Origin of the sequence: Achromobacter sp. MFA1 R4 (assembly GCF_900156745.1) — a bacterium.
Taxonomy (GTDB): Bacteria; Pseudomonadota; Gammaproteobacteria; order Burkholderiales; family Burkholderiaceae_B; genus Achromobacter.
This window is the reverse complement of the sequence record NZ_LT707065.1, coordinates 4,398,970-4,419,191: the sequence shown is the minus strand read 5'-3', so window position 1 is coordinate 4,419,191 and position 20,222 is coordinate 4,398,970. Positions and strand designations below refer to the sequence as shown.

The window sequence follows — 20,222 nt, the reverse complement described above, 5'->3', positions numbered from 1 at the left end:
GTTATTGGGGACGGGCCGCGTTGGAGACAGGTTGAAACAGATTCCAGGGCGTCGGTTTCACACCCTCACACAGCGCACCTCATGTCCCGGCGCGACCGGCACGATGCCGGGCACGGCCTCCCGGCAGCGCGCCTCGGCATAGCTGCAGCGCGGCGCGAAGGCGCAACCCGGCGGCAAGGCGGCCAGGTCGGGCGGCGACCCCGGAATGGTCTGCAGGCGTTGGCCCTTTTGCATGGCGCCGTGCGCCCGGCCGTGCAGCAGGGCCTGCGTGTACGGATGGCGCGGCGCACGCAGCAGGTCCGCCAGCGTGCCCTGCTCCACGATGCGCCCGCCGTACATGACGGCGACGCGGTCGGCGATCTCGGCCGCCGCGCCGATGTCATGCGTGACGAAGACGATGGACAGCCCCAGCTCGCGTTGCAGTTCCCGCAACAGCAGCAGGATCTGGATCTGCACCGTGGCGTCCAGCGCCGTCGTGGGTTCGTCCGCCAGCAGCACCTTGGGCGAACACGACAAGGCCAGCGCGATCATCGCCCGTTGCCGCATGCCGCCGGACATTTCGTGCGGATAGGCCTGCAGCCGCCGTTCCGGACTGGGAATGCGCACGCGCTCGAACAGCGACAGCGCCCGCGCGCGCGCCTCGGCCGCGCTCTTGCCGGTGTGCCGCCGGACCATTTCCTCGATCTGCCGGCCCAGCGTGTAGACGGGGTCCAGCGCCAGCAGGGGCTCCTGAAAGACCATGGACACCACCGGGCCGCGCATCGCGGCAAGCTCGCGCGCGTTCATGCCCAGCACGTCGCGCCCGTCGACGATCATCTCGCCGCGCATGCGGGTGCGGCGTGGCGGATGCAGGCGCATCAGCGCGCGCAGCGTGACGCTCTTGCCGGAGCCGGACTCGCCGATGAGCGCCACGGCCTCGCCGCGCGCGACGTCCAGGCTGACGCCGCTGAGCGCCTGCACCGTCTTGGCGCCCGCCTGGAAGGCGACCTCCAGGTTCCGGATGCTGACCAGGGGTTGTGCGGCGGGCGTCATGACAGGGCTCCAGAGGCGGCGTAGCCGGAATCGGGCTGATGCATGAGGCAGCGCACGGCGTGGCCGTCGTTCTGCGTCATGACGGGCGCCTCGCGCGCGCACGCGGCCCGCGCCTGCGCGCAGCGCGTGTGGAAGCGGCAGCCCGAGGGCGGATCGATGGGATTGGGCGGATCGCCCGACAGCGGCGCGGTCTCGGTGCGCACGCCGGGTTCGGTCGATGGCATGGACCGCAGCAGCGCCTGCGTATAGGGATGGCGCGGCGCGTCGAACACCTGGTCCACCGGCCCCAGTTCGACGACCTGGCCCAGGTACATGACCATGACGCGATCCGAGATGTACCGCACCACGTTCAGGTCGTGGCTGATGAACATATAGGTCAGGCCGAAATCGTCCTTCAGGTCCAGCAGCAGGTTCAGCACCTGCGCTTCCACGGACTTGTCCAGCGCCGACACCGCCTCGTCCAGGATCACGAGGCGCGGGTTCAGGGCCAGCGCGCGCGCGATGTTGACCCGCTGGCGCTGCCCGCCGGACAGCTCGTGCGGATATCGGCCCGCAAAGCGCTGCGCGTCGAGCCCCACCCTGCCCAGCAGGCTGCGCGCGGCGGTGATGGCCTCGCCCGCGCGGCTGCCGTGCACGCGCGGCCCGAAGGCAATGGAGTCCTCGATGGTCATGCGCGGATTCAGCGACGAATAGCTGTCCTGGAACACCATCTGCGTCTGCCGCCGGAATTCGCGCAGCGCCAGCGCGCGCGATCCGACCGCCACGCCGTCGAACACCAGCTCGCCGCGATCCTGCCCGATGAGCTGCATGACCAGCCGCGCCGTGGTGGATTTTCCGCAGCCGGACTCGCCCACCACGCCCAGCGTTTCGCCCTTCTTCACGTCGAAATCCACGCCGTCGACCGCGCGCACGGCGCCGCCGCCGCGTCGCGACAGAAAATCGCGCTTGAGCGGAAAATGCTTGACCAGGCCGCGCACGCTGAGCAGCGGCTGCGCCGGTCCGCCCAGGTCCGGGTGCGCGGGAGGCCGCGCGTCGATGAAATCGTTCATTCCTTGACCTCCATGGCGGAGCGCAGTCCGTCGGACAGCAGGTTGAAGGACATGGACGTGATGAAGATCATCACGCCCGGCAGCGCGGCCACCCAGGGCTGGGTGTAGATCGCGGTGCGCAGGGTGTTCAGCATCAGCCCCCACTCCGGCTCCGGCGGCCGCACGCCCAAGCCCAGGAACGACAGCCCGGAGGCCAGGATCATCGACACGGAAATGAGGCTGGTCGAATACACGAAGATCGGGCCCAGCACGTTGGACAGCACATGCGCCCGCACGATGGTCAGCGGCGCCGCGCCGGAGGCCCTGGCCGCATCCACGTAGTCGCTGCGCCGCACCTGCGTGGTGACGCTCTCGGCCACGCGCACGATCTGCGGCACGAACACGATGGTGAGCGAGAGGATCGCGTTGAAGATGCCGGCGCCCAGCGTGCCGGACAGCGCGATGGCCAGCAGCACCGACGGGAACGCATAGAACACGTCCACCACGCGCATGATGAGGGTGTTGGTCCAGCCGCCCGCATACCCCGCCAGGATGCCGATCGCGCTGCCCACCACGAAGGCGGCGATGACCGGGACGATGCCCATGAAGAGCGACAGGCGCGCGCCCAGCATCAGGCGCGAGAGCATGTCGCGCCCCAGTTCGTCGGCGCCCAGCGGATAGCCTTCGGTGCCGATGGGGCGCAGGCGCTTGAGCATGGATGCCTGGAAAGGATCGGCCGGCGCGATCCACGGCGCCAGGATCGCCATGACGATCAGGGCCAGGATAAGCGCGCCGGCGGCCAGGGCTACGGGGTCGCGGCGCAACCGGCGCACGACGTTGGACCAGTAGCCGGGAGAGCGCGCGATGGGCGCCGCGTTCGCGGGCGCGGCCAGGCTTGCCACGGAATCGGTCATGATCTCAGTTCCTTTCGATGCGCGGGTCGAACAGGCCTTGCAGGATGTCGACCACCAGGTTCAGGACCACGAAGAACAGCGCCAGCACCAGGATCGTGCCCTGCAACAGCGGCAGGTCGCGCTGGAAAATGGCCGCATTCAGCAGAAAGCCCGTGCCGGGCCAGGAAAACACCGTCTCGATCAGGATGGAGCCGCCCAGCAGGTAGCCCAGCTGCAGGCCCATCACGGCCAGCGCCGTGGGCGCGCAGTTCTTCACGACGTGCAGGAACACGCCCAGGTCGGTCAGGCCGCGCGCGCGCAGCCCCACGACGAATTCCTGCGACAGGGTCTCGGCCACCAGCGCGCGGACGGTGCGCGCGATGATGCCCATCGGGATCACGGACATCGTGACCGCAGGCAGGATCATGTGCCTGAAATGCGCCCAGTCCGCCACCCATTCGCCCGAGCCGCCCGGCCCCGCGCCGGTTGGCGGCAGCCACATGAGCTGCGTCGAAAAGACGATGACCAGCACCATGCCCAGCCAGTAATGCGGCACGCTGACGCCGACGACCGACATGAACGAGGCGACGCGGTCCAACGGCGAGTTGCGGTAATAGCCGCCCACGAAACCCAGGAACGCGCCCACGACAAAGCCCAGCAGCGTCGCCAGACAGGCGAGCCGCAAGGTGTTGCCCACGGCGTTGAAGACTTCGGCGGCAACCGGCCGGCCGCTGGCAATCGACGTGCCCAGGTCGCCATGCAGCGCGCGCCACAGCCAGCCCGCGAATTGCTCGACCAGCGGACGATCGAAGCCGTAGAGCTGCATCAGCTGGCGCTGCAGGTCCGCCGACGCATCGGGCGGCAGGATGGAGACCAACGGATCGCCAGGCGCCAGGTGGATAAGCAGGAAACAGAGCAGCGCGACCCCCACCATGATGGGCAGGGCATACACCACGCGCCGGAAGATGTAAGACAGCATAGGCGTCACCGGCTAGGGTCCGAAGACCGCTGGAGGAGCCGCGCGCGGCCCCCCGGGAGAAATGTGCCGGACACCTCGTGGCGAGGCATCCGGCGCGTTCAAGGTCAGTCCATGGACATCGTGGCGATGTCGATGAACCAGCTCTTGGGCTGCACCACGCCCTTGACCTTCGGCGAGATGGCGCGCGGACCCACGTCGTGCGCGATCCAGACAAAGGGCGCCTCTTCCACCACGCGCGCATGCAGCTTGGCCAGGGCGGCGTCGCGCTCGGCGGGCGTGAAGGTCGTGCGCGCATCCTTGATCAACCCGTCGATCTCGGCATTGCCGAAATAGCCCCAGTTGTTGGACGCGGGCGGGAAGGTCTTGGTGCTGACGAAGCGCACGATGGCGAAGAACGGATCCATGGCCGCGAAGCTGACGTTGATCGCATCGCTGCCATTGGCGGACGGATCCTTGGCGCCCTTGCGCCAGTTGGTAAAGAGCGTGTTCCACTCCACCACGTCAAAGCTCACGTCGAAGTAGCAGTCCTTCAGGTTCTGCTGCACGAACTCGTTCATGGGCAGCGGCTGCATCTGGCCCGAACCGGACGCGGACGTCTGCACCTTGACCTTGATGGGCTTGGCCTTGGAGTACCCCGCCTCGGTCATCAGCTTGCGCGCGGCGTCCGGGTCGTACTTGATGTCGAACTTGGGATTGCCCCACCACGGGTGGCCCGGCGGCACCGTGCCCTTGGGTTCACCCATCATGCCGCCCAGCAGCTGCTTGAGCTCGCCGCGGTTCACGCACAGGTTGGCGGCCTTGCGCACGCGGGCGTCCAGCCAGGGCGAGCCTTCCTTGAACGACAGTTGCCACGGCCACACATGCGGCTGCTCGTTGGAGTAGACGATGAAGCCGCGGCCCTTGATGGCCTCGAACGCATCCGGCGCGGGCGCCTCGATCCAGTCGACCTGGCCCGACATCAGCGCCGCGGTGCGCGAGTTGGCCTCGGGCAGCGGCAGCATCACCACGCGGTCGATCTTCGGCCGGCGTTTTTCGTCCCAGTAGCCGTCGAACTTCACGACTTCCAGGCGCTCGCGCGGCACGAACTTCGACATCTTGAACGGACCCGTGCCCGAGGCATCCGCCGCGAAGGCGGCCCACGCCTTCTGCGAACGTTCGGCCGCATCGGTCACCGACGCCGGCACCTCGGCCAGCTTCTTGTTCCATTGCGCGGGCGAGGCCATGTACAGATTGGTCAGGTTGATGGGCAGGAACGAATCCGGCTCGGACGTCGTCAGCTCCACCGTCATGTCGTCGATCTTGCGCGCGGATCTCAGCGTCGGCATGCGCGAGGCCGTCACGCCGACCTGGCTGGGATCGAATTGCGGCGCGCTCTTGTCCAGCACCTTGCCCACGTTCCACACCACGGCGTCCGCATTGAAGTCGGAGCCGTCATGGAACTTCACGCCGGGACGCAGCTTGAAGACCCACTTGGTCTTGTCCGCGCCGTCCACTTCCCACGACACCGCCAGCGCGGGGATGAGCACGCTGGGCTCATCCTTCTTGGAGAGGTCCCATTGGGTCAGACCGTCGTACATCGGAATGCCGGTAAAACGATTGCCCTCGAAGCCCTGGTCGGGCTGGCCCAGCGTGCGGGGGATGTCGCCCGCCGTCATGCCGATGCGCAGCACCTTTTCGGCGTGCGCCGCGACGGGCGCGAGCGCCCCGGCGCCTGCGGCGGCCAGCGCGATGGCGGCGGCCAGGGTTTTGATGCGGATACTCCGTGTCTGCATTGTGATTCTCCAATGTCTTGCATGGGGTAAAGCCGTGGGAGGAATCCAACTCTGGCGCGGCGCCTGCCCGCGAGCGCGCGGCGCACGTGCACAGAGTTAGTACACAAAATTTGTGTAAGCAATATCCATGCCAATTCGGAAGCCATCCGGACGACCCGGGCGTCCCGAGACAAGGCAGACAAGCGGTCAGGGAATACCAGAACGCCGCGCGAACCCGGCAGCGGCACCAAGGCGGCGCAGCGTGCGCCGCCTTGGTGCAGGCCCGCGAATCAGGGGGCGATGCCGGCCTGCGCCAGCATGGCGCGCAGCAGGACGTTGCATCCCGCTTCCAGGTGTTCGGGGCGCGCGTCCTCGATCTCGTTGTGGCTGATGCCGTCCTTGCACGGCACGAAAATCATGGCGGTCGGCGCCACGCGCGCCAGATAGACCGCGTCGTGCCCCGCCCCGCTGACCACGTCCATGGCCGACAGCGACAGGTCGCGCGCACCGTCGCGCACGGATTGCACCAGGGCGGGCGCAAAGGGCTGCGGCGCAAAGTACACCACCTGCTCGACCTGCGCCGCCACGCCGCGGGCCTGCGCCGCCTTCTCCGCCGCCGCCCGCAGGGCCGCGTCCATCGCCGACAGCGTGGCGTCGTCGGCCGCGCGCAGGTCCACGGTCATGCGCACGCGGCCCGGAATGACGTTGCGGGAATTGGGGAACACGTCCATCCAGCCCACCGTGCCGCGCGCATCGGGGGCATGCGCCAGCGCGATCTCGTTCACGGCATGCACCAGGTCGGACGCGGCCAGCAGCGCATCGCGGCGCAGCGGCATCGGCGTGGGGCCGGCATGCGCCTCCACGCCGGTCAGCACCACGTCGTACCAGCGCTGGCCCAGCGCGCCCGTCACGACGCCGATGACGGTGTCGGCGGCTTCCAGCACCGGCCCCTGCTCGATGTGCGCCTCGAAATACGCGCCCACCCCGCCCGGTTGCGCGGGCGGCACGGCGTGCGCGCCGTCGTAGCCGATCGCGGCCAGCGCGTCGCGCACGCTCACGCCTTCCCGGTCCTGCTGTTCCAGCGCGTGGGCCAGCGTGAACGCGCCCGCATAGACCCCGGATCCCATCATCACCGGCACGAAGCGCGAGCCTTCCTCGTTGGTCCACACCGCCAGTTCCAGCGGCGCCTCGGTCTGCACGCCGGCGTCGTTCAGCGTGCGCAGCACCTCCAGGCCCGCCAGGACGCCATAGTTGCCGTCGAACTTGCCGCCCGTGGGCTGCGTGTCGATGTGGCTGCCCGTCATCACGGCGGGCAGCGCGGGGTTGCGCCCCGGGCGCCGGGCAAAGATATTGCCGATCGCATCCACGCGGACCTCACAGCCGGCTTCGCGCACCCAGCGCACGAAGAGGTCGCGTCCCTGGCGGTCCAGGTCGGTCAGCGCAAGCCGGCAGACGCCGCCTTTTTCGGTCGCCCCGATGCGGGCAAGATCCATCAGGGACTGCCACAGGCGCGCGCCATCGATGCGCAGGTCGGCCAAGGTCTCGGATGCGGGGGCAAGGCTCATGTGAACTCCTGGAAGGGAAACGGCCGCGGCGCCGCGGCCAGGCATGCGCACGATTCTGGGCTGTGTACCAGCGCCTTGCAAATACCGGCCGTCTCGCGGCCTTTCTCCTTGGAACCGGGGGCGTTACCAGATGGTCTGAACGTGCGGGTAATCGCGAACCTTCATGTCGGCAGAGATCAAAGGCACCGAATGATGCCGCGCCGTCGCCACAATGATGCGGTCGGCGGGATCCTTGTGGAAGTCCCCGGGCAGGTCCACGGATTGGACCGAAATTCGCACATCCACCGGAACAAACCGAATCGCTGGCACCTGGGCAACCGTCTCCAGCCAAGCCTCAACTTCCATGGTCAGTGCCAGACGTCCCGCCTTGGTCAACATGGCCACTTCCCAGGCGCTGATGGCCGAAACCAGGATTTCACCATCCTGCAGCTCAGCTTCGATCGCGTCGCGTGCGGGGCGACTCAACTGCGAGTCGCCCGCTGCCCACCACACCAGCGCATGGGTGTCCAATGCGATCATTGCGCAGCCTCCCACGCATCGTCGCCGACCGGAGACAAAGGGTCGTCAAACCGTATGACCGAGCCGCGCAGCACATCCAGCGGATCGCGCTTCGCCACGGCCCGATACGGCCGAATTTCAAGGGCAGGCCTGCCGTGGTCGGTCACGACAATGGGCTCCCCCGTTGCTTCGACCTGCCGGAAAAGTTCAAGCGCACGCGCTTTGAACTCGGTTTTGGAAACGTGCTGGCTGTGCATGGCGCCCACTCAGAAAATGGTCAGTTCAGGCGGTCATTTTATCAACAAATGACTATAACAAATAGTCATTTTATAGCCATCGCCCAGCCGGGCGTCGTCGTCACAGGCCGGATCCGCGCCCCCTTCAGCGCGCGGCACGGCCCGGGGCCGGCGGTTTGTCCAGCGCCCCCAGGATCTCGGCCGCCAGCCGCACCCGGGCCTCGTTGGGATAGTTGCGGTTGGCCAGAATGACGATGCCAAGCTTGCGCGCGGGCACGAAGGCCACATAGGCGCCAAAGCCGTTGGTCGAACCCGTCTTGTTGATCCAGGTGTCGGCCTGCGGCGCCAGCGGCGGCAGCAAGGCCTTGGCCGGATGGCTCTGGCTGTTCAAATTGCCGGCGTTGGCGGTCAGCAGGGTATCCAGCGCCACCGGATACGGAAACTGCTCCCACGCCATGTCCTGCGTCATCCCGCCCACCTGGTAATAGCCGACGTGGGTATCCGCGATGGCGCGGCGGACGTCCTTGTCCAGCACGTCCATGTCCATGCTGGCCTCGACGTAGCGCAGCATGTCGCGCGCGCTGGATTTCACGCCATAGGCCTCGGCCGCCAGCACGCCCGGATTCACGCGCACGGGCGCGCCCTGTTTGTTGTAGCCCTGCGCATACCGCGACGCCTTGGCCGCGGGCACGTTGACGTAGGTGCTGGACAGGCCCAGCTTCGGAAAGAGGTCTTTTTCCAATGCCTGGGCGAACGGCTGCTTCATGCTTGCCGCGGTAGCCACCCCCAGCATCCCGATGCTGGGATTGGCGTAGGTGCGCGTCGTGCCGGGCGCGTCTTCAGGCTTCCATGCCTTCAGGTACTGCATCAGCTGCGCGTCGTCGCGCACCGCGTCCGGCACCTGCAGGGGAAACCCGCCCGTCGTGTGCGTGGCCAGGTTCAGCAGGGTCAGCTTGGCAAAGTCGGTGCCGGCCAGCTCGGGCAGGTGCTTGGCCGGACTGTCCGTCAGCGCCAGCAGGCCCTTGGCCTGCGCGTAGGCGGCCAGCGTCGCCGTGAAGGTCTTGCTGATCGAGCCCAGTTCGAACAACGTGTCCCGGTTGACCGCGCGCCGCGTCTCCAGCGATTCCACGCCATAGGTGAAGAAGCGTTGCCGCCCCTGGTGCGTGACGGCGATCACCATGCCCGCGATGTCATGCTGGCGGATGACCGCGCGGGCCGCCTCGTTGATAACGCTGTCGATGTAGGGCAGTTCGGAGCGCCCGAAGGCCGGGCCGGACACGGCGGCAAGCAGGCCGGCGCAGACGACGCCGGCGCAGAAGTGTCTGCGGATGTTCATGCAAGGTTCTCGGGGTGGCGCCAGACAGCCGGCGGGACGCGCGGCGCGGCAATGCGGAATCGTACCGCGCCAACGCCCCCCCTGATTGCGCGCACCATGAAAGCGGGCGAAGCGACGCCCCCTGCCCTGAACGCCGCCCGGACCCTTGCCTCACGCCAGCGCAGGCTCGGCAAGCGGGACGGTGGCGGCATCCAACCCCGCCGCGCCGCCCTGAACCGCTGCCCCGGTGTCCTTGTAGACCTTGCCGTCCTTCATGACCAGGACGATCCGGTCCGGATCGGCCAGCAACGCAAGGTTCTGTAGCGGATTGCCATCCACCACGACGACATCCGCCATGTAGCCCGGCCGCAGCATGCCCAGCTCATCCGGCCGCTGCATGATCTGCCCGCCCAGTCGCGTTGCCGCCACCAGCGCCTCGACCGGACTCATGCCGATGTAGTCGACGAAATACTGGAGATCATTGGCATTCGTGCCATGCGGCATCCAGGCAAAACCGTAGTCGCCGCCAGGCAGGATGCGTATGCCCCGTTTGTGCATCTTGCGCAGGCTCTCGGCCGCGATCTCGAGCTCGCGCTTGTAGCCCATGCGCTCGGCGACGGCGGGCGTGATGCCGTAGTCGGACGCGTGGTAGGCGGTGCGCACCAGCCAGCCGATACCCGGGGCGACGAAGTGCTTGTCCTTGTTGGCCTCCAGCATGTCCAGCGCCTCGTCGTCCGCGAAGCTGGCGTGATAGATCATCTCGATGCCGTGGCGCACGCATTGCTTGACCGATTCGCTGGACCGCGCGTGCGCGGCGACGCGTTTGCCGTACCGCTTGGCCTCGTTCGCCAGCATGGCGATCTCGTCCTCGGCGAACGGCGACATCTCGGCCGGCAGGCCGGCGATGTACTCGCCCGAAAGGTTGATCTTCAGATGGTCGACGCCGTACTTGATGAAGGTGCGGACCGACCGGCGGATTTCCTCCGGGCCGCTGCACACGCTGCCAAAGCTCAGTTCCTCGAAGTGCATGTGGGGCAGCGTGTTGTCGCCCAGCGCGCCGATGGTCGTGATCTCCTGGCTGCCAGCCAGGTAGCGCGGACCCGGACATTCTCCGGCCTCGATCGCGTTGCGCAGCACCACGTCCAGCCGGGGCTTGGCGGCGGCGGCGCCGATCGCAGAGGTCCATCCCATCTCGAGGTAGCGCTTGGCGACCCGCACGCACCAGAGGATATGTTCTTCAGGCGGCATGAACTGGATGGCCGCCAGCGTGGGCTGGTCGTTCCAGGAAAAGTGCGTGTGCGCCTCGGTCATCCCGGGCATGATGAACCGGCGCTTGCCGTCGATGACGCGCGCGCCGTCGCGGCTGACCCGCTCGGGCAGGCGCGCGACCTCGGCGATGCGCGCGCCGTCCACCAGGACTTCGCCGTCGAAGACATCCTCGCCGCTTCCATCGAAGATGACGACGTTGGTGATCGCAATTCTGGACATGAATAGTCTCCTCGCGGCCCGTCGGGGGCCGGCATTCTTATGGGTGGGAACGTCGGGGTGATTCGGGAGGGACCTAGCCGGGCCGGGCCGCGTGAAATGCCGCGAATGCCTCGGCGCAGGCCTGCGGCTGCTCATACGTGGTCCAGTGGCCGCAGCCCTGCAGGATCGTGTGACGGCTGCCGGCGATGCGCGCCGCCATGGCCTGCACGTTGGCGGGCGGCGCAACGGCGTCTTCGTCGCCCGTAACCAGCAGCACCGGCAGGCCGAGGCGTTCAAGGTCCGCCGCCTGCGCGTCGGCAAGCGCTGCGCAGCTCTGCGCATACCCCTCCGGCGGCTGGCGCATCACGCTTTCGCGCACGAGCGCCAGGACGGCGGGCTGTTGCGCCTTGGTGCGGCTGCTGGTGGCGCCCTTGACGATGGCGTCGGCGATCTCCTGCAACGCCGCCGGCCCCTCCCTCGCGAGTTGCGCCCGCGCCCGGATGCCAGGCCTGCCCGCATCGGGCGGCGCGGCTAGCGGGCCGAACAGAGCCAGCGAACGGACCTTCGCCGGGTGCCGCAGGGCAAGATGCTGGGCCACGATGGTGCCCAGCGAGTGCGCCGCGACGTGCACGGGCTCGCCGCCCAGTTCCTCGATCAGGCGCGCCATCGATTCGACATACCCCTCGATGGACAGGGGCTGGCCCGGCAACGCCGACCTCGCGCTGCCCGGCAGGTCCGGGCGGATGACCTGGAAACCGGAAAAGGCGCCCATCATGGGGGTCCACGTATTGGAGGACCCGCCCAGCCCATGAATGCACAGCAGCGCGGGGCCTGCGCCGTCGATTTCGACCGAGAGGCCGTTGATGTGGCGTGTGGTCATGCCTGCTCCTGGACAAATGCGTTTTCGATGGCCCCCAGGCCATCGATCTCCACCCGCACCACGTCGCCTGCCGCCAGATAGCGCGCCGGCTTCATGCCCATCCCGACGCCAGCTGGCGTCCCGGTGGCGATCACGTCGCCCGGGTAGAGCGTGATGCCGCGCGAAATCGTTTCGATCAGGGTGGGAATATCGAAGATCATGTTTTCGGTGAGGCCGTCCTGCCTGAGTTCGCCGTTGACCCAGCAGCGCACCCGCGTCCTCGTCCCATCGAACTCATCCGCCGTGACGATCCACGGTCCCATCGGACAGAACGTGTCGAACGATTTGCCCATGTCCCATTGTTGATGCCGCATCTGCACGTCGCGCGCGGTGACATCGTTAATGACGGTGTAGCCGAAGACGTAGTCCAGGGCCGCGCCACGCGATATGTTCTTGCCCGCCTTGCCGATGACCACGCCCAGCTCGGCTTCGTAGTCGATCTGTTCCGACACGCCGGTTGGCAGCAGGACCTGCGCCCGAGGCCCCACCACGCATTCCGGCACCTTGGTGAACACGATGGGCCAGGATTGCGGGTCCGCATCGTTATCCTTGAAAACCGACTCGGAGAGCTCCTTGGCATGCGCATGGTAGTTGCGTCCGACGCACCAGAGATTGCGCCGCGGACGGGGCAAGGGCGCGCGCAGGACCACGTCCGCCAGCGGCAGGGGCGCGCCCGCCTCCGCAAGCCTGCCGCCCGCCGCAAGCAGGTCGATCACGGCCTGCACGCCGATCTGCCTGCCCGCGTCGTCAAGCGCCAGCGGCGTCACCGACAGGCCATCGCCCGACACCAGCCCGACGCCGGGCTCCCCGTTGAATACGTAACTTGCAATGCGCACCGCAGTCTCCTTCATGCCTTTGAAAATCGGTCGGCAGACTTTCGCCACACCGGTAGGCACCACTGTAAAGACGGCACGGGGCCGGCGCTTATCGCCGAGTGCGGGAACTTATCGCAGAGTCAGATGGCGTGCTAGGTGAATACACCTAGCCCCTGCGGGTACCTGAAAACGTGTCAAGCGCCCCTAAAATTCCCGAAAAAGGCCGGGGCACAACGAGGCTCCCCGACGGCGATGAACGCGCTCATCGTCCGACCAGAACCATGGAGACAATCATGCAAGAGACGTATGCCTTGCACGAAGGCGCATTTGGCCGCGCGGTCGTACTCGAATTGCGGGGCGACCTGATCGCCCACGCGCATGCCGAGGTGCAGCTCGCGCTTTGGCTGGGCGGCTCCAGAGCCGAGGCCCGAGTCGGTTCGAAGCTGGTGCGCTACAGCGAGCACCTTGCGCTGGGCACGAACACCTATGAATCCCACGACGCGCGATTGCTCGATCGCTCGGGGCCGGCGGTGTTCCTCGTCTTGTACATTGCCCGGCCGTGGCTGGACGAACGCCGCGCCGCCACCGGCCGGCCGTTTCAGTTCGCCACGCCTGGCGTGCCCATCGACGCAGCTGTCCGCCAGAGCTGCTGGAGCCTCCTGGACAAGATCGTCGCGCCGCTAGGCCACACGCGCGACGATATCGACGCCGGGGTGCAGGCGCTGCTGCAGGCGGCCATCGAATCCTCCTCGCAGGCCGGACGGCCGCCCGGCGTGGCGCCCCGGCCGCAAACGCTGGATCACCGGCTGCGCAGCGCCATTTCCTACATGCGCGAAAACGTCCACGAACCCGTTGCAGTGGAAGACATCGCGGCCAAGGTCGGCCTGTCGCGCGGCCATTTTTTTGCGTTGTTCCGCGACCAGCTCAACACCACGCCCCAGGTGTTCTGGAGCGCGGTCCGCGTGGAAGAAGCCGTACGCAGGCTTGTGCATCAGGAACAGCCGCTCACGTCGGTCGCCATGGACCTGGGCTTTTCCACTCCCGGCAATTTTTCGCGGTTCTTCCGCGATCACATGGGCGTTTCGCCCTCGCGCTTTCGGCGCGCGGCCTCAGGCGCGGCGCCGCACCTGCTGACCGGCGTTTCATGACGCGGGGCAGGTGGCAATGCCCCGCGGTGCACGGCGGGGCTCAGAGATGAATAGTCCCGCGCAGGTACAGCGCCGCCTGGCCGCTGATGACCACGCGCCCGTTGTCCTGCACCTCGCACACGAGCTGGCCCTTGCGCGCCCCGCCCTGCTGCGCGGTAAGCGTGCGCTTGCCCAGCCGCTGCGCCCAGTACGGCGCGAGCGAGGTGTGCGCGGAGCCGGTCACGGGGTCTTCGTTCACGCCCACGCGCGGGCCGAACCAGCGCGACACGAAGTCGAAGCGCGACGACGGCGCGGTGACGGCCACGCCGCGCACGTCGAAGGCCGCCAGCGCCGCGAAGTCCGGCTGCAGGCCGGCGATGAGCGCCTCGTCCTCGATCACCACCAGGTAGTCGTCGGTGCGGTACAGAGCTTGCGCAGCCGGCAGGCCCAGCGCCTGCAGCAGTCCGGGCGGGATCTCCTCGGCCTGCGGCTGTTTGGCCGGAAAGTCCATCGCCAGCCGGTCGCCCGCGCGGCGCACGCGCAGCTCGCCGCTGCGCGTGGCAAAGCGCAGCACGTCCTGGCCGGCGTTCAGTTGCTCGAAGAGCACATAGGCCGATGCGAGCGTCGCGTGACCGCACAGGTCGACCTCGACCGCGGGCGTGAACCAGCGCAGTTCGTACCCCTCGCCGTTGCGGACGAAGTAGGCCGTTTCGGACAGATTGTTTTCTTCGGCGATGCGCTGCAGGATGTCGTCGGGCAGCCAGGCATCCAGCGGCACGACCGCCGCGGGGTTGCCGCCAAAGGGCGCGGCGGAGAAGGCGTCTACTTGATAGAGATCGAATTGGGGCATGATGAATCCGGGGAATGTGTCGCGCGCGCGGCACCAGACCGCATTTTGCTACATTTGAGGCCCCTGCCCGGGCGCGTGCCACGACCGCCGTGTTCACCGGGCGGGCGGCAGAAGAAAACCGCTTTCGACCACGGACCAACCATGCGCCTACCGTTTGCCGTTTTTGCTCGCCCTCCCGGCCTCCCGGGTCTGAACGCCCGCCGCCTGCTGCCCGCAATGGCTGCGTTCGCCGCCACGGCCACGCTATTGGCCAGCGCGGGCGCGCAGGCGCAGCAATGGTTCGACGTGCCGCCGCGGCCGGACCACCCCAACGTTTCCATCCGGATCGGCGCCCTGCCCGACAGCCGGCAGGCGTCCGGCAACGCCAGGGGCAAGATGGAACTGCGCTACACCGCCGCCCAGACCATTCCCGGCGCGGACAAGGGACGCGGCCGCTTCAACCGGTCGGTGACGGACGTGCTGTTCAATTGCCGCCAGTCGCGCGTGGGCTTTTTGCCGACGACCAGCTACTACATGGACGAAAGCCTGGTCGCCGCCATCAAGGACGAAGGCCTGGACGAAAGCCAGGTGCAATTCGTGCGCTTTCCCGACGGCAGCCCGCAGATGAAGGCATTGCAGGCCGCCTGCGGCAAATAGCCCGCCTACGCCAGCCTCAGCGTGCCGGGCGCGCGCAGCGGCGCCGCGTCCTGCCCGCGCCGCGCGCCATCCTCGGCCAGCCGGAACACCCCCACCGCCCGCACCAGTTCGCGGGCCTGGTCCTGCATGGAGCCCGCGGCGGCGGCCGCTTCTTCGACCAGGGCCGCATTCTGCTGCGTCACCTCGTCCATCTGCGCGACGGCGCGGTTCACCTGGTCGATGCCGCTGGCCTGTTCGTGCGATGCGGCCGCGATCTCACCCATGATGTCGGTCACATGCCGGACGGCCGTGACGATCTCCTGCATGGTCGCGCCGGCGCCTTCGACCTGGCGTGCGCCCTCGCCCACCTTGCCGGCGGACTCCTCGATCAGGGCCTTGACCTCGCGCGCGGCCTGGGCGCTGCGCTGGGCCAGCGAGCGGACCTCGCCCGCCACGACCGCGAAGCCCTTGCCCTGCTCGCCCGCGCGGGCCGCTTCGACCGCCGCATTGAGCGCGAGGATGTTGGTCTGGAACGCGATGCCGTCGATCACGGACACGATGTCGGAGATCTTGTGCGAACTGGCCGAAATGTCCTGCATGGTGCCCACCACGGCGGACACCGCGGCGCCCCCGCGCACGGCGATTTCTGATGCGCTGGCCGCAAGCTGGTTGGCCTGGCGGGCGTTGTCGGCGTTCTGCTTCACGGTGGAAGCCAGTTCCTCCATCGAGGCCGCCGTCTCTTCCAGCGATGCCGCCTGTTCTTCCGTGCGGCTGGAGAGGTCGGCATTGCCCGCGGCGATCTGGCCCGAGGCGCTGGAGATCGTTTCAGACCCATTCCTGATGGCGCGCACCGCGCCCGCCAGCCTGTCCTGCATGTCCTGCAGCGCATGGAGCAGGCGCCCGGTCTCATCCTTGGAACCGGCCTCGATGCGCTGGCCCAGGTCGCCCCCCGCCACGGTTTCGGCTGCCTTGACCGCGCGCGCGAGCGGACGGGTGATCGAACGGCTGACCTGCCACGCAAACAAGGCGCCCAACGCCAGCGCAAGGCCCGACAGCGCGAGGTTCAGGCGCTCGGCCTCCTCGATGACCGCGCGGCCGGCGAGGCCGGCTTCGTCCATGTCGGCGGACTGCTGGCGCGACAGCGCGATGATGTGATCCTGCAGGCTGTCCAGGGTGGGCAGGGTCTCCTGCAGCAGGCGCTGGCGGGCGGCCTCGCGTTCGCCGCCGCGCAGCATCGCGCCCACTGACTGGAACGACTTCACGTAGCGGCCCCGCGCCGCTTCCAGCGTGCGCAGCCGGTCGCTGGCGTCCGGCGTCTTCATCAAGGGGCGCAGCGTGGCCAGCGCCTCGTCGATGCGCTGGCGGTTGGCGTCGATCTGCTGGAACAACTTGTCGGCGGCCGCCGGATTCGCGTTGACGAACAGTTCCAGGTTGAGCCGCGCATTGGCGCGCGTCGTCACGTCGACCGTCGAGATGGCGCTGGCCTTGATCCAGGTCTCCTGGGTGATCGTGCGGTTGATGTTGCCGATGCGTGTGAGTTCGTAGTGCGAAACGCCGGCCAGGGCCAGCAACAACGCCAGCACGGCGCCAAAGCCCAGGGCCAGGCGCGAGCCGATGGCCAGGTTGACGAAATAGGTGCGGAGGGTCTTCATGGGGTCTTTCGTCCAGGAGCGTCGATCTCCCGTCATCGCCGTGCAATCAGGCACAGCGCCAGCACACGGAAATGTCATAGGTCATCGAACAAGGGAAAACCCTAGTGTATTGTTCCTGACACATTTAGCAAACATTTACGTGGCGATTGTTTGCGCTCGGACAAAGACAACCGTCTGCCTGCGCGCCACGGTGACATTGCTAAGATCGGCACAACGTCCCGCACCGCGCGGTGCAGCACTGGGAGACCCCGCATGAAACCCTTGGAAAATGGCGTGGACGTCGCGCTGGCGACGCAGGCGGACGACAGCCTGGTGCAGGCGTTCGCGCGCCTGCTGCCCCAGTTGTCACAGAGCGCGCCGCCCCTGTCCAAAGCGGACCTGGATGAAATCATTCATGCCCCGTGCAATCACCTGTTCATCGCCACGATGGGACCTGACCGGCGCATCGTGGGCACGCTGACGCTGGTGCACTTTCGCATTCCCACAGGCGTGCGCGCATGGATCGAGGATGTGGTGGTGGACACGCAGGCGCGCGGGCTGAAGGTTGGCATGGCGCTGACGCGCGCGGCCATTGCCAAGAGCCGCGAACTGAAGGCCCGCACGCTGGACCTGACCTCCAATCCGGGACGGCTGTCGGCGCACCACCTGTATGAGTCGGCCGGCTTCGTGATGCGCGACACGCGCGTTTACCGCTACCAGGGCTGAACCGTCGCGGCTATTGGTAGCGTTCGCGATAGCCCACCGGCGACATGCCGCAGTACTTGTTGAAGATGTCGCGAAAGGCCTTGGTGTCGTTGTAGCCGACCTCGTACATGACCTCTGCGACGCTCTTGCGCGAGGTCTCCAGCCGCTGCTTGGCGGCTTCGACGCGCACGCGCTGCAGGTATTCGACGATGCTGTTGCCCGTGGCCTGGCGGAACCGGCGTTCCAGCGTGCGGCGGCCCAGGGCGTGGCGGCCGGCAAGTTCCTCGACCGTGATCTTTTCCGGATAGCGGCCTTCGATGTATTCCTGCACCGCGCGCACGATGTCATCGGCATGCGACTTCTGGCCCATGAAGACGGAAAACGGCAGTTGGCTCTGGCGGCTCCAGTCCAGCTGGAAGTACTTGGCGCACCAGATCGCGGTGTCGCGGTCGGTGTATTTCTCGACCAGGTGCAGCACCAGGTGCGCCGCCGAAAACGCGCCCCCGCTGGTGTAGACCCCGTTTTCGGCCAGCACCACGCGGTCGCTGGTCCACTGCACCGAGGGAAACAGGCTGGCATAGAGGTTCTGCGCCACCCAATGCACGACCGCCTGCTGGCCGTCGAGCACGCCGCCCGCCGCGAGCAGCGCGGCGCCAACGCAGAGGCTGGCGACCTCGCCCCCGTTGCGGTGATGGCGCGACAGCCATTCGATGAGTTCGCGATTGGACAGCACGGCGTCCGACACCGACCCCAGCAGCGGCGGCGCGATGCAGATGTCGATGTCGGTGGCGTCGGCCAGCACCATGTCGGCCACCACCTTGATGCGTCCTTCGTCCAGGCTGACCTCGCGCGTCAGGGCCAGCGTGCGCACGTGAAAGCGCGGCTCGCGGCCATGGGCGCGCAGGTATTCGTTGGCCACCATGAATCCGTGGCGCGCGGTTTCCAGGGACGCAATATTGGCCCCTTGTGGCAGCAGGAACGCGACGTTTTTCATGTCGCCAAGCATACCGCCGCAGGCTGACGCAATCCACCCGCAAGATTGTCGCAATCTCCTATCTGAAAGCGGCGCCGATCCCGATACAGTGGCACCAGCCGGTCCAGAAATCCGGACGGCGGCCCGGACGGCTTGCGGGCGTCCCGGCTCGAACCAGAACAACACGGACGTGAGGAGTGATCGATGGACAAGTACATAGACGGTTTCCTGCTGTGCGTACCCAAGGCCAACCTGGAGACGTACAAGAAAATGGCGCAGCAAGCCGAGGGCATCTGGCGCGAACACGGCGCGCTGGACTACCGCGAAGGCGTGGCCGACGACATCGACGGCGAAGGCTTTGCGTCGTTCAGCGCGGCGGCCGGCGCGCGCGAGGGCGAGGTCGTGGTGTTCGCCTGGATCCTGTATCCCAGCAAGGACGACCGCAACCGGATCAACGCCAAAGTCATGGCCGACCCGCGCCTGGCGGACATGTGCTGCGAAGGCGTGTTCGACGTCAAGCGCATGTGCTGGGGCGGATTCGCCACCCTGGTCGGCAACTAGCACAACTCGTACGCAAGGCCCGCGCCGCGCACAGCGCCGCCGCCGCGTGACAACCTGGAGACACATCATGGCCACCCAAGCAGTCAAGCCCATCCCCGACGGCATGCACACGCTGACGCCGCACATCGTGTGCGAGGGCGCGTCCGACGCCCTCGCCTTCTACAAGGAAGCGTTCAACGCCGAGGAGCTCATGCGGCTGCCCGGCCCCAACGGCAAGATCATGCACGCGGCCGTGCGCATCGGCGACTCGGTCCTCATGCTGATGGATGATTTTCCGGAATGGGGCAGCCTGGGGCCGAAGGCGCTCAAGGGCACGCCCGCCGTCCTGCACCTGTACGTGCCCGACGCGGACGCCGCCATCGCGCAGGCTGTTGCCGCCGGCGCGCAGGTGACGATGCCCGCGGCCGACATGTTCTGGGGCGACCGCTATGGGCAGGTGGTGGATCCGTTTGGCCACCGCTGGTCGATCGCCACCCACAAGCAGGACCTCACGCCCGAGGAAATCCAGCAGAACATGGCGAAGATGGGCGCAATGGAAGGCTGCGGCGACCCGGCCAAGCGATAAAAGAATGCGGAGCGGCCCGGCCAGGCGGCGCGCGCCGACCGGCCGCCCCAGGGTCCGCTACTTGGGCGCGGGTTGCGGATACGCGCCCAGGAAATCCAGCTTGCCGATCGGCACGCCCGCCTGGCGCAGGATGCCGTAGGCGGTCGTCACGTGGAAGTAGAAGTTCGGCAGCGCGAACGTCAGCAGGTAGTCGTCGCCCTGGAACTCGGGCTTGAATTCGCCGAAGCTCAGCGTGATGCGGCGGCCTTCGGCGCCCTCGATCTGTTCCGGCGTCACGCTTTGCAGGTAGGCGACCGTGTCGGCGATGCGCTGCTGCAGTTGTGCAAGCGTGGTCTCGTTGTCCGGAAACTTCGGGGCCTCGCCCTGCGATAACCGCTGCGCGGCGAATTTCGCGGCGTCGCTCGCGCGCTGGATCTGGCCCGACAGCGGATACATGTCGGGCGCGAGGCGCGCGTTCACGAGCTGGGCAGGATCGATGCCCGCGGCCTGCGCGTGCGCGGCGGCTTTTTCGAGCAGCGCCGCCAGCACATTCAGGCCGCGGAGAAAGACAGGCACGGACGCCTGGTACATGGACAGGGGCATGGCGATGATTTCCGTCAGGGTGATGGGCCCGGCGCGCCGCGCTCCGGACGCCGCGGGACTGCCGCGATCTTACGCCGCCCCAGGGCTCGCTGGCCACCGGCGGGGTCGACATGAC

Annotated in this window: 21 protein-coding genes; 5 read left to right on the top strand and 16 right to left on the bottom strand. The window is 67.6% G+C overall.

Annotated features, from left to right (window positions below; translation table 11 throughout):
• Positions 1–57: 57 nt before the first annotated feature.
• The 12 genes from BXA00_RS20275 to BXA00_RS20220 form a co-directional block, all read right to left on the bottom strand.
• Positions 58–1,032, bottom strand: a complete 975-nt coding sequence (locus BXA00_RS20275) for an ABC transporter ATP-binding protein (RefSeq protein WP_076520226.1) — start codon at positions 1,030–1,032, stop codon at positions 58–60.
• Positions 1,029–2,081, bottom strand: a complete 1,053-nt coding sequence (locus BXA00_RS20270; RefSeq protein WP_076520225.1) for an ABC transporter ATP-binding protein — start codon at positions 2,079–2,081, stop codon at positions 1,029–1,031. The genes BXA00_RS20275 and BXA00_RS20270 overlap by 4 nt, the downstream gene beginning before the upstream one ends.
• Positions 2,078–2,974 carry an ABC transporter permease gene (locus BXA00_RS20265; protein ID WP_076520224.1) on the bottom strand — a complete coding sequence of 299 codons (897 nt, stop codon included), beginning with the start codon at positions 2,972–2,974 and terminating at the stop codon, positions 2,078–2,080. The genes BXA00_RS20270 and BXA00_RS20265 overlap by 4 nt, the downstream gene beginning before the upstream one ends.
• Positions 2,975–2,978: 4 nt before the next feature.
• Positions 2,979–3,932 (bottom strand): ABC transporter permease, encoded by a 954-nt coding sequence (locus BXA00_RS20260; RefSeq protein WP_076520223.1) that lies wholly within the window; start codon positions 3,930–3,932, stop codon positions 2,979–2,981.
• 104 nt (positions 3,933–4,036) lie between these two features.
• Positions 4,037–5,704 carry an ABC transporter substrate-binding protein gene (locus tag BXA00_RS20255; protein WP_076520222.1) on the bottom strand — a complete coding sequence of 556 codons (1,668 nt, stop codon included), beginning with the start codon at positions 5,702–5,704 and terminating at the stop codon, positions 4,037–4,039.
• A 269-nt stretch (positions 5,705–5,973) separates the two neighbouring features.
• Positions 5,974–7,248 (bottom strand): Zn-dependent hydrolase, encoded by a 1,275-nt coding sequence (locus tag BXA00_RS20250; protein ID WP_076520221.1) that lies wholly within the window; start codon positions 7,246–7,248, stop codon positions 5,974–5,976.
• A 123-nt stretch (positions 7,249–7,371) separates the two neighbouring features.
• Positions 7,372–7,767, bottom strand: coding sequence for a type II toxin-antitoxin system VapC family toxin (locus BXA00_RS20245; protein ID WP_076520220.1), 396 nt, complete (start codon positions 7,765–7,767; stop codon positions 7,372–7,374).
• Complete coding sequence (locus BXA00_RS20240) at positions 7,764–8,003, bottom strand: type II toxin-antitoxin system Phd/YefM family antitoxin (RefSeq protein ID WP_076520219.1); 240 nt, start codon at positions 8,001–8,003, stop codon at positions 7,764–7,766. Before BXA00_RS20240 ends, BXA00_RS20245 begins: the two co-directional genes overlap by 4 nt.
• 124 nt (positions 8,004–8,127) lie before the next feature.
• Complete coding sequence (gene blaAMZ / locus BXA00_RS20235) at positions 8,128–9,318, bottom strand: AMZ family class C beta-lactamase (RefSeq protein WP_076520218.1); 1,191 nt, start codon at positions 9,316–9,318, stop codon at positions 8,128–8,130.
• Between the two features lie 150 nt (positions 9,319–9,468).
• Positions 9,469–10,785 carry an amidohydrolase family protein gene (locus BXA00_RS20230; protein ID WP_076520217.1) on the bottom strand — a complete coding sequence of 439 codons (1,317 nt, stop codon included), beginning with the start codon at positions 10,783–10,785 and terminating at the stop codon, positions 9,469–9,471.
• A gap of 73 nt (positions 10,786–10,858) precedes the next feature.
• Complete coding sequence (locus BXA00_RS20225; RefSeq protein WP_076520216.1) at positions 10,859–11,644, bottom strand: alpha/beta fold hydrolase; 786 nt, start codon at positions 11,642–11,644, stop codon at positions 10,859–10,861.
• On the bottom strand, positions 11,641–12,534 hold the full coding sequence (locus BXA00_RS20220; RefSeq protein ID WP_369825578.1) for a fumarylacetoacetate hydrolase family protein: 894 nt from the start codon (positions 12,532–12,534) through the stop codon (positions 11,641–11,643). Before BXA00_RS20220 ends, BXA00_RS20225 begins: the two co-directional genes overlap by 4 nt.
• 257 nt (positions 12,535–12,791) lie before the next feature.
• On the opposite strand from BXA00_RS20220, the gene BXA00_RS20215 reads away from it, so the two are divergent.
• On the top strand, positions 12,792–13,646 hold the full coding sequence (locus tag BXA00_RS20215; RefSeq protein WP_076520215.1) for a helix-turn-helix domain-containing protein: 855 nt from the start codon (positions 12,792–12,794) through the stop codon (positions 13,644–13,646).
• A 40-nt stretch (positions 13,647–13,686) separates the two neighbouring features.
• Here the strand turns inward: BXA00_RS20215 and BXA00_RS20210 are convergent, their stop codons facing one another.
• Positions 13,687–14,475, bottom strand: coding sequence for a PhzF family phenazine biosynthesis protein (locus tag BXA00_RS20210; RefSeq protein ID WP_076520214.1), 789 nt, complete (start codon positions 14,473–14,475; stop codon positions 13,687–13,689).
• A gap of 216 nt (positions 14,476–14,691) precedes the next feature.
• Between BXA00_RS20210 and BXA00_RS20205 the strand changes: the two genes are divergently transcribed.
• Positions 14,692–15,111, top strand: coding sequence for a hypothetical protein (locus BXA00_RS20205; protein ID WP_076520213.1), 420 nt, complete (start codon positions 14,692–14,694; stop codon positions 15,109–15,111).
• Between the two features lie 5 nt (positions 15,112–15,116).
• On the opposite strand, the gene BXA00_RS20200 is transcribed toward BXA00_RS20205, so the two are convergent.
• On the bottom strand, positions 15,117–16,742 hold the full coding sequence (locus tag BXA00_RS20200) for a methyl-accepting chemotaxis protein (protein ID WP_076520212.1): 1,626 nt from the start codon (positions 16,740–16,742) through the stop codon (positions 15,117–15,119).
• A gap of 252 nt (positions 16,743–16,994) precedes the next feature.
• On the opposite strand from BXA00_RS20200, the gene BXA00_RS20195 reads away from it, so the two are divergent.
• On the top strand, positions 16,995–17,447 hold the full coding sequence (locus BXA00_RS20195) for a GNAT family N-acetyltransferase (protein ID WP_076520211.1): 453 nt from the start codon (positions 16,995–16,997) through the stop codon (positions 17,445–17,447).
• A gap of 10 nt (positions 17,448–17,457) precedes the next feature.
• Here BXA00_RS20195 and BXA00_RS20190 read toward each other — a convergent pair whose 3' ends face one another.
• On the bottom strand, positions 17,458–18,432 hold the full coding sequence (locus tag BXA00_RS20190) for a GlxA family transcriptional regulator (protein WP_076520210.1): 975 nt from the start codon (positions 18,430–18,432) through the stop codon (positions 17,458–17,460).
• Between the two features lie 171 nt (positions 18,433–18,603).
• Between BXA00_RS20190 and BXA00_RS20185 the strand changes: the two genes are divergently transcribed.
• Entirely contained in the window at positions 18,604–18,960 is a 357-nt protein-coding gene (locus BXA00_RS20185; RefSeq protein ID WP_076520209.1) for a DUF1428 domain-containing protein, read from the top strand.
• 67 nt (positions 18,961–19,027) lie between these two features.
• Positions 19,028–19,525 carry a VOC family protein gene (locus tag BXA00_RS20180; protein WP_076520208.1) on the top strand — a complete coding sequence of 166 codons (498 nt, stop codon included), beginning with the start codon at positions 19,028–19,030 and terminating at the stop codon, positions 19,523–19,525.
• Between the two features lie 57 nt (positions 19,526–19,582).
• On the opposite strand, the gene BXA00_RS20175 is transcribed toward BXA00_RS20180, so the two are convergent.
• Complete coding sequence (locus BXA00_RS20175; protein ID WP_076520207.1) at positions 19,583–20,107, bottom strand: DUF1993 family protein; 525 nt, start codon at positions 20,105–20,107, stop codon at positions 19,583–19,585.
• Between the last annotated feature and the right edge of the window lie 115 nt (positions 20,108–20,222).

Bases quoted from the DNA above. Each gene is read 5' to 3' on its own strand.
- BXA00_RS20275 (WP_076520226.1), bottom strand. From the start codon at position 1,032: ATGACGCCCGCCGCACAACCCCTGGTCAGCATCCGGAACCTGGAGGTC.
- BXA00_RS20270 (WP_076520225.1), bottom strand. From the start codon at position 2,081: ATGAACGATTTCATCGACGCGCGGCCTCCCGCGCACCCGGACCTGGGC.
- BXA00_RS20265 (WP_076520224.1), bottom strand. From the start codon at position 2,974: ATGACCGATTCCGTGGCAAGCCTGGCCGCGCCCGCGAACGCGGCGCCC.
- BXA00_RS20260 (WP_076520223.1), bottom strand. From the start codon at position 3,932: ATGCTGTCTTACATCTTCCGGCGCGTGGTGTATGCCCTGCCCATCATG.
- BXA00_RS20255 (WP_076520222.1), bottom strand. From the start codon at position 5,704: ATGCAGACACGGAGTATCCGCATCAAAACCCTGGCCGCCGCCATCGCG.
- BXA00_RS20250 (WP_076520221.1), bottom strand. From the start codon at position 7,248: ATGAGCCTTGCCCCCGCATCCGAGACCTTGGCCGACCTGCGCATCGAT.
- BXA00_RS20245 (WP_076520220.1), bottom strand. From the start codon at position 7,767: ATGATCGCATTGGACACCCATGCGCTGGTGTGGTGGGCAGCGGGCGAC.
- BXA00_RS20240 (WP_076520219.1), bottom strand. From the start codon at position 8,003: ATGCACAGCCAGCACGTTTCCAAAACCGAGTTCAAAGCGCGTGCGCTT.
- blaAMZ (WP_076520218.1), bottom strand. From the start codon at position 9,318: ATGAACATCCGCAGACACTTCTGCGCCGGCGTCGTCTGCGCCGGCCTG.
- BXA00_RS20230 (WP_076520217.1), bottom strand. From the start codon at position 10,785: ATGTCCAGAATTGCGATCACCAACGTCGTCATCTTCGATGGAAGCGGC.
- BXA00_RS20225 (WP_076520216.1), bottom strand. From the start codon at position 11,644: ATGACCACACGCCACATCAACGGCCTCTCGGTCGAAATCGACGGCGCA.
- BXA00_RS20220 (WP_369825578.1), bottom strand. From the start codon at position 12,534: ATGAAGGAGACTGCGGTGCGCATTGCAAGTTACGTATTCAACGGGGAG.
- BXA00_RS20215 (WP_076520215.1), top strand. From the start codon at position 12,792: ATGCAAGAGACGTATGCCTTGCACGAAGGCGCATTTGGCCGCGCGGTC.
- BXA00_RS20210 (WP_076520214.1), bottom strand. From the start codon at position 14,475: ATGCCCCAATTCGATCTCTATCAAGTAGACGCCTTCTCCGCCGCGCCC.
- BXA00_RS20205 (WP_076520213.1), top strand. From the start codon at position 14,692: ATGGCTGCGTTCGCCGCCACGGCCACGCTATTGGCCAGCGCGGGCGCG.
- BXA00_RS20200 (WP_076520212.1), bottom strand. From the start codon at position 16,742: ATGAAGACCCTCCGCACCTATTTCGTCAACCTGGCCATCGGCTCGCGC.
- BXA00_RS20195 (WP_076520211.1), top strand. From the start codon at position 16,995: ATGAAACCCTTGGAAAATGGCGTGGACGTCGCGCTGGCGACGCAGGCG.
- BXA00_RS20190 (WP_076520210.1), bottom strand. From the start codon at position 18,432: ATGCTTGGCGACATGAAAAACGTCGCGTTCCTGCTGCCACAAGGGGCC.
- BXA00_RS20185 (WP_076520209.1), top strand. From the start codon at position 18,604: ATGGACAAGTACATAGACGGTTTCCTGCTGTGCGTACCCAAGGCCAAC.
- BXA00_RS20180 (WP_076520208.1), top strand. From the start codon at position 19,028: ATGGCCACCCAAGCAGTCAAGCCCATCCCCGACGGCATGCACACGCTG.
- BXA00_RS20175 (WP_076520207.1), bottom strand. From the start codon at position 20,107: ATGCCCCTGTCCATGTACCAGGCGTCCGTGCCTGTCTTTCTCCGCGGC.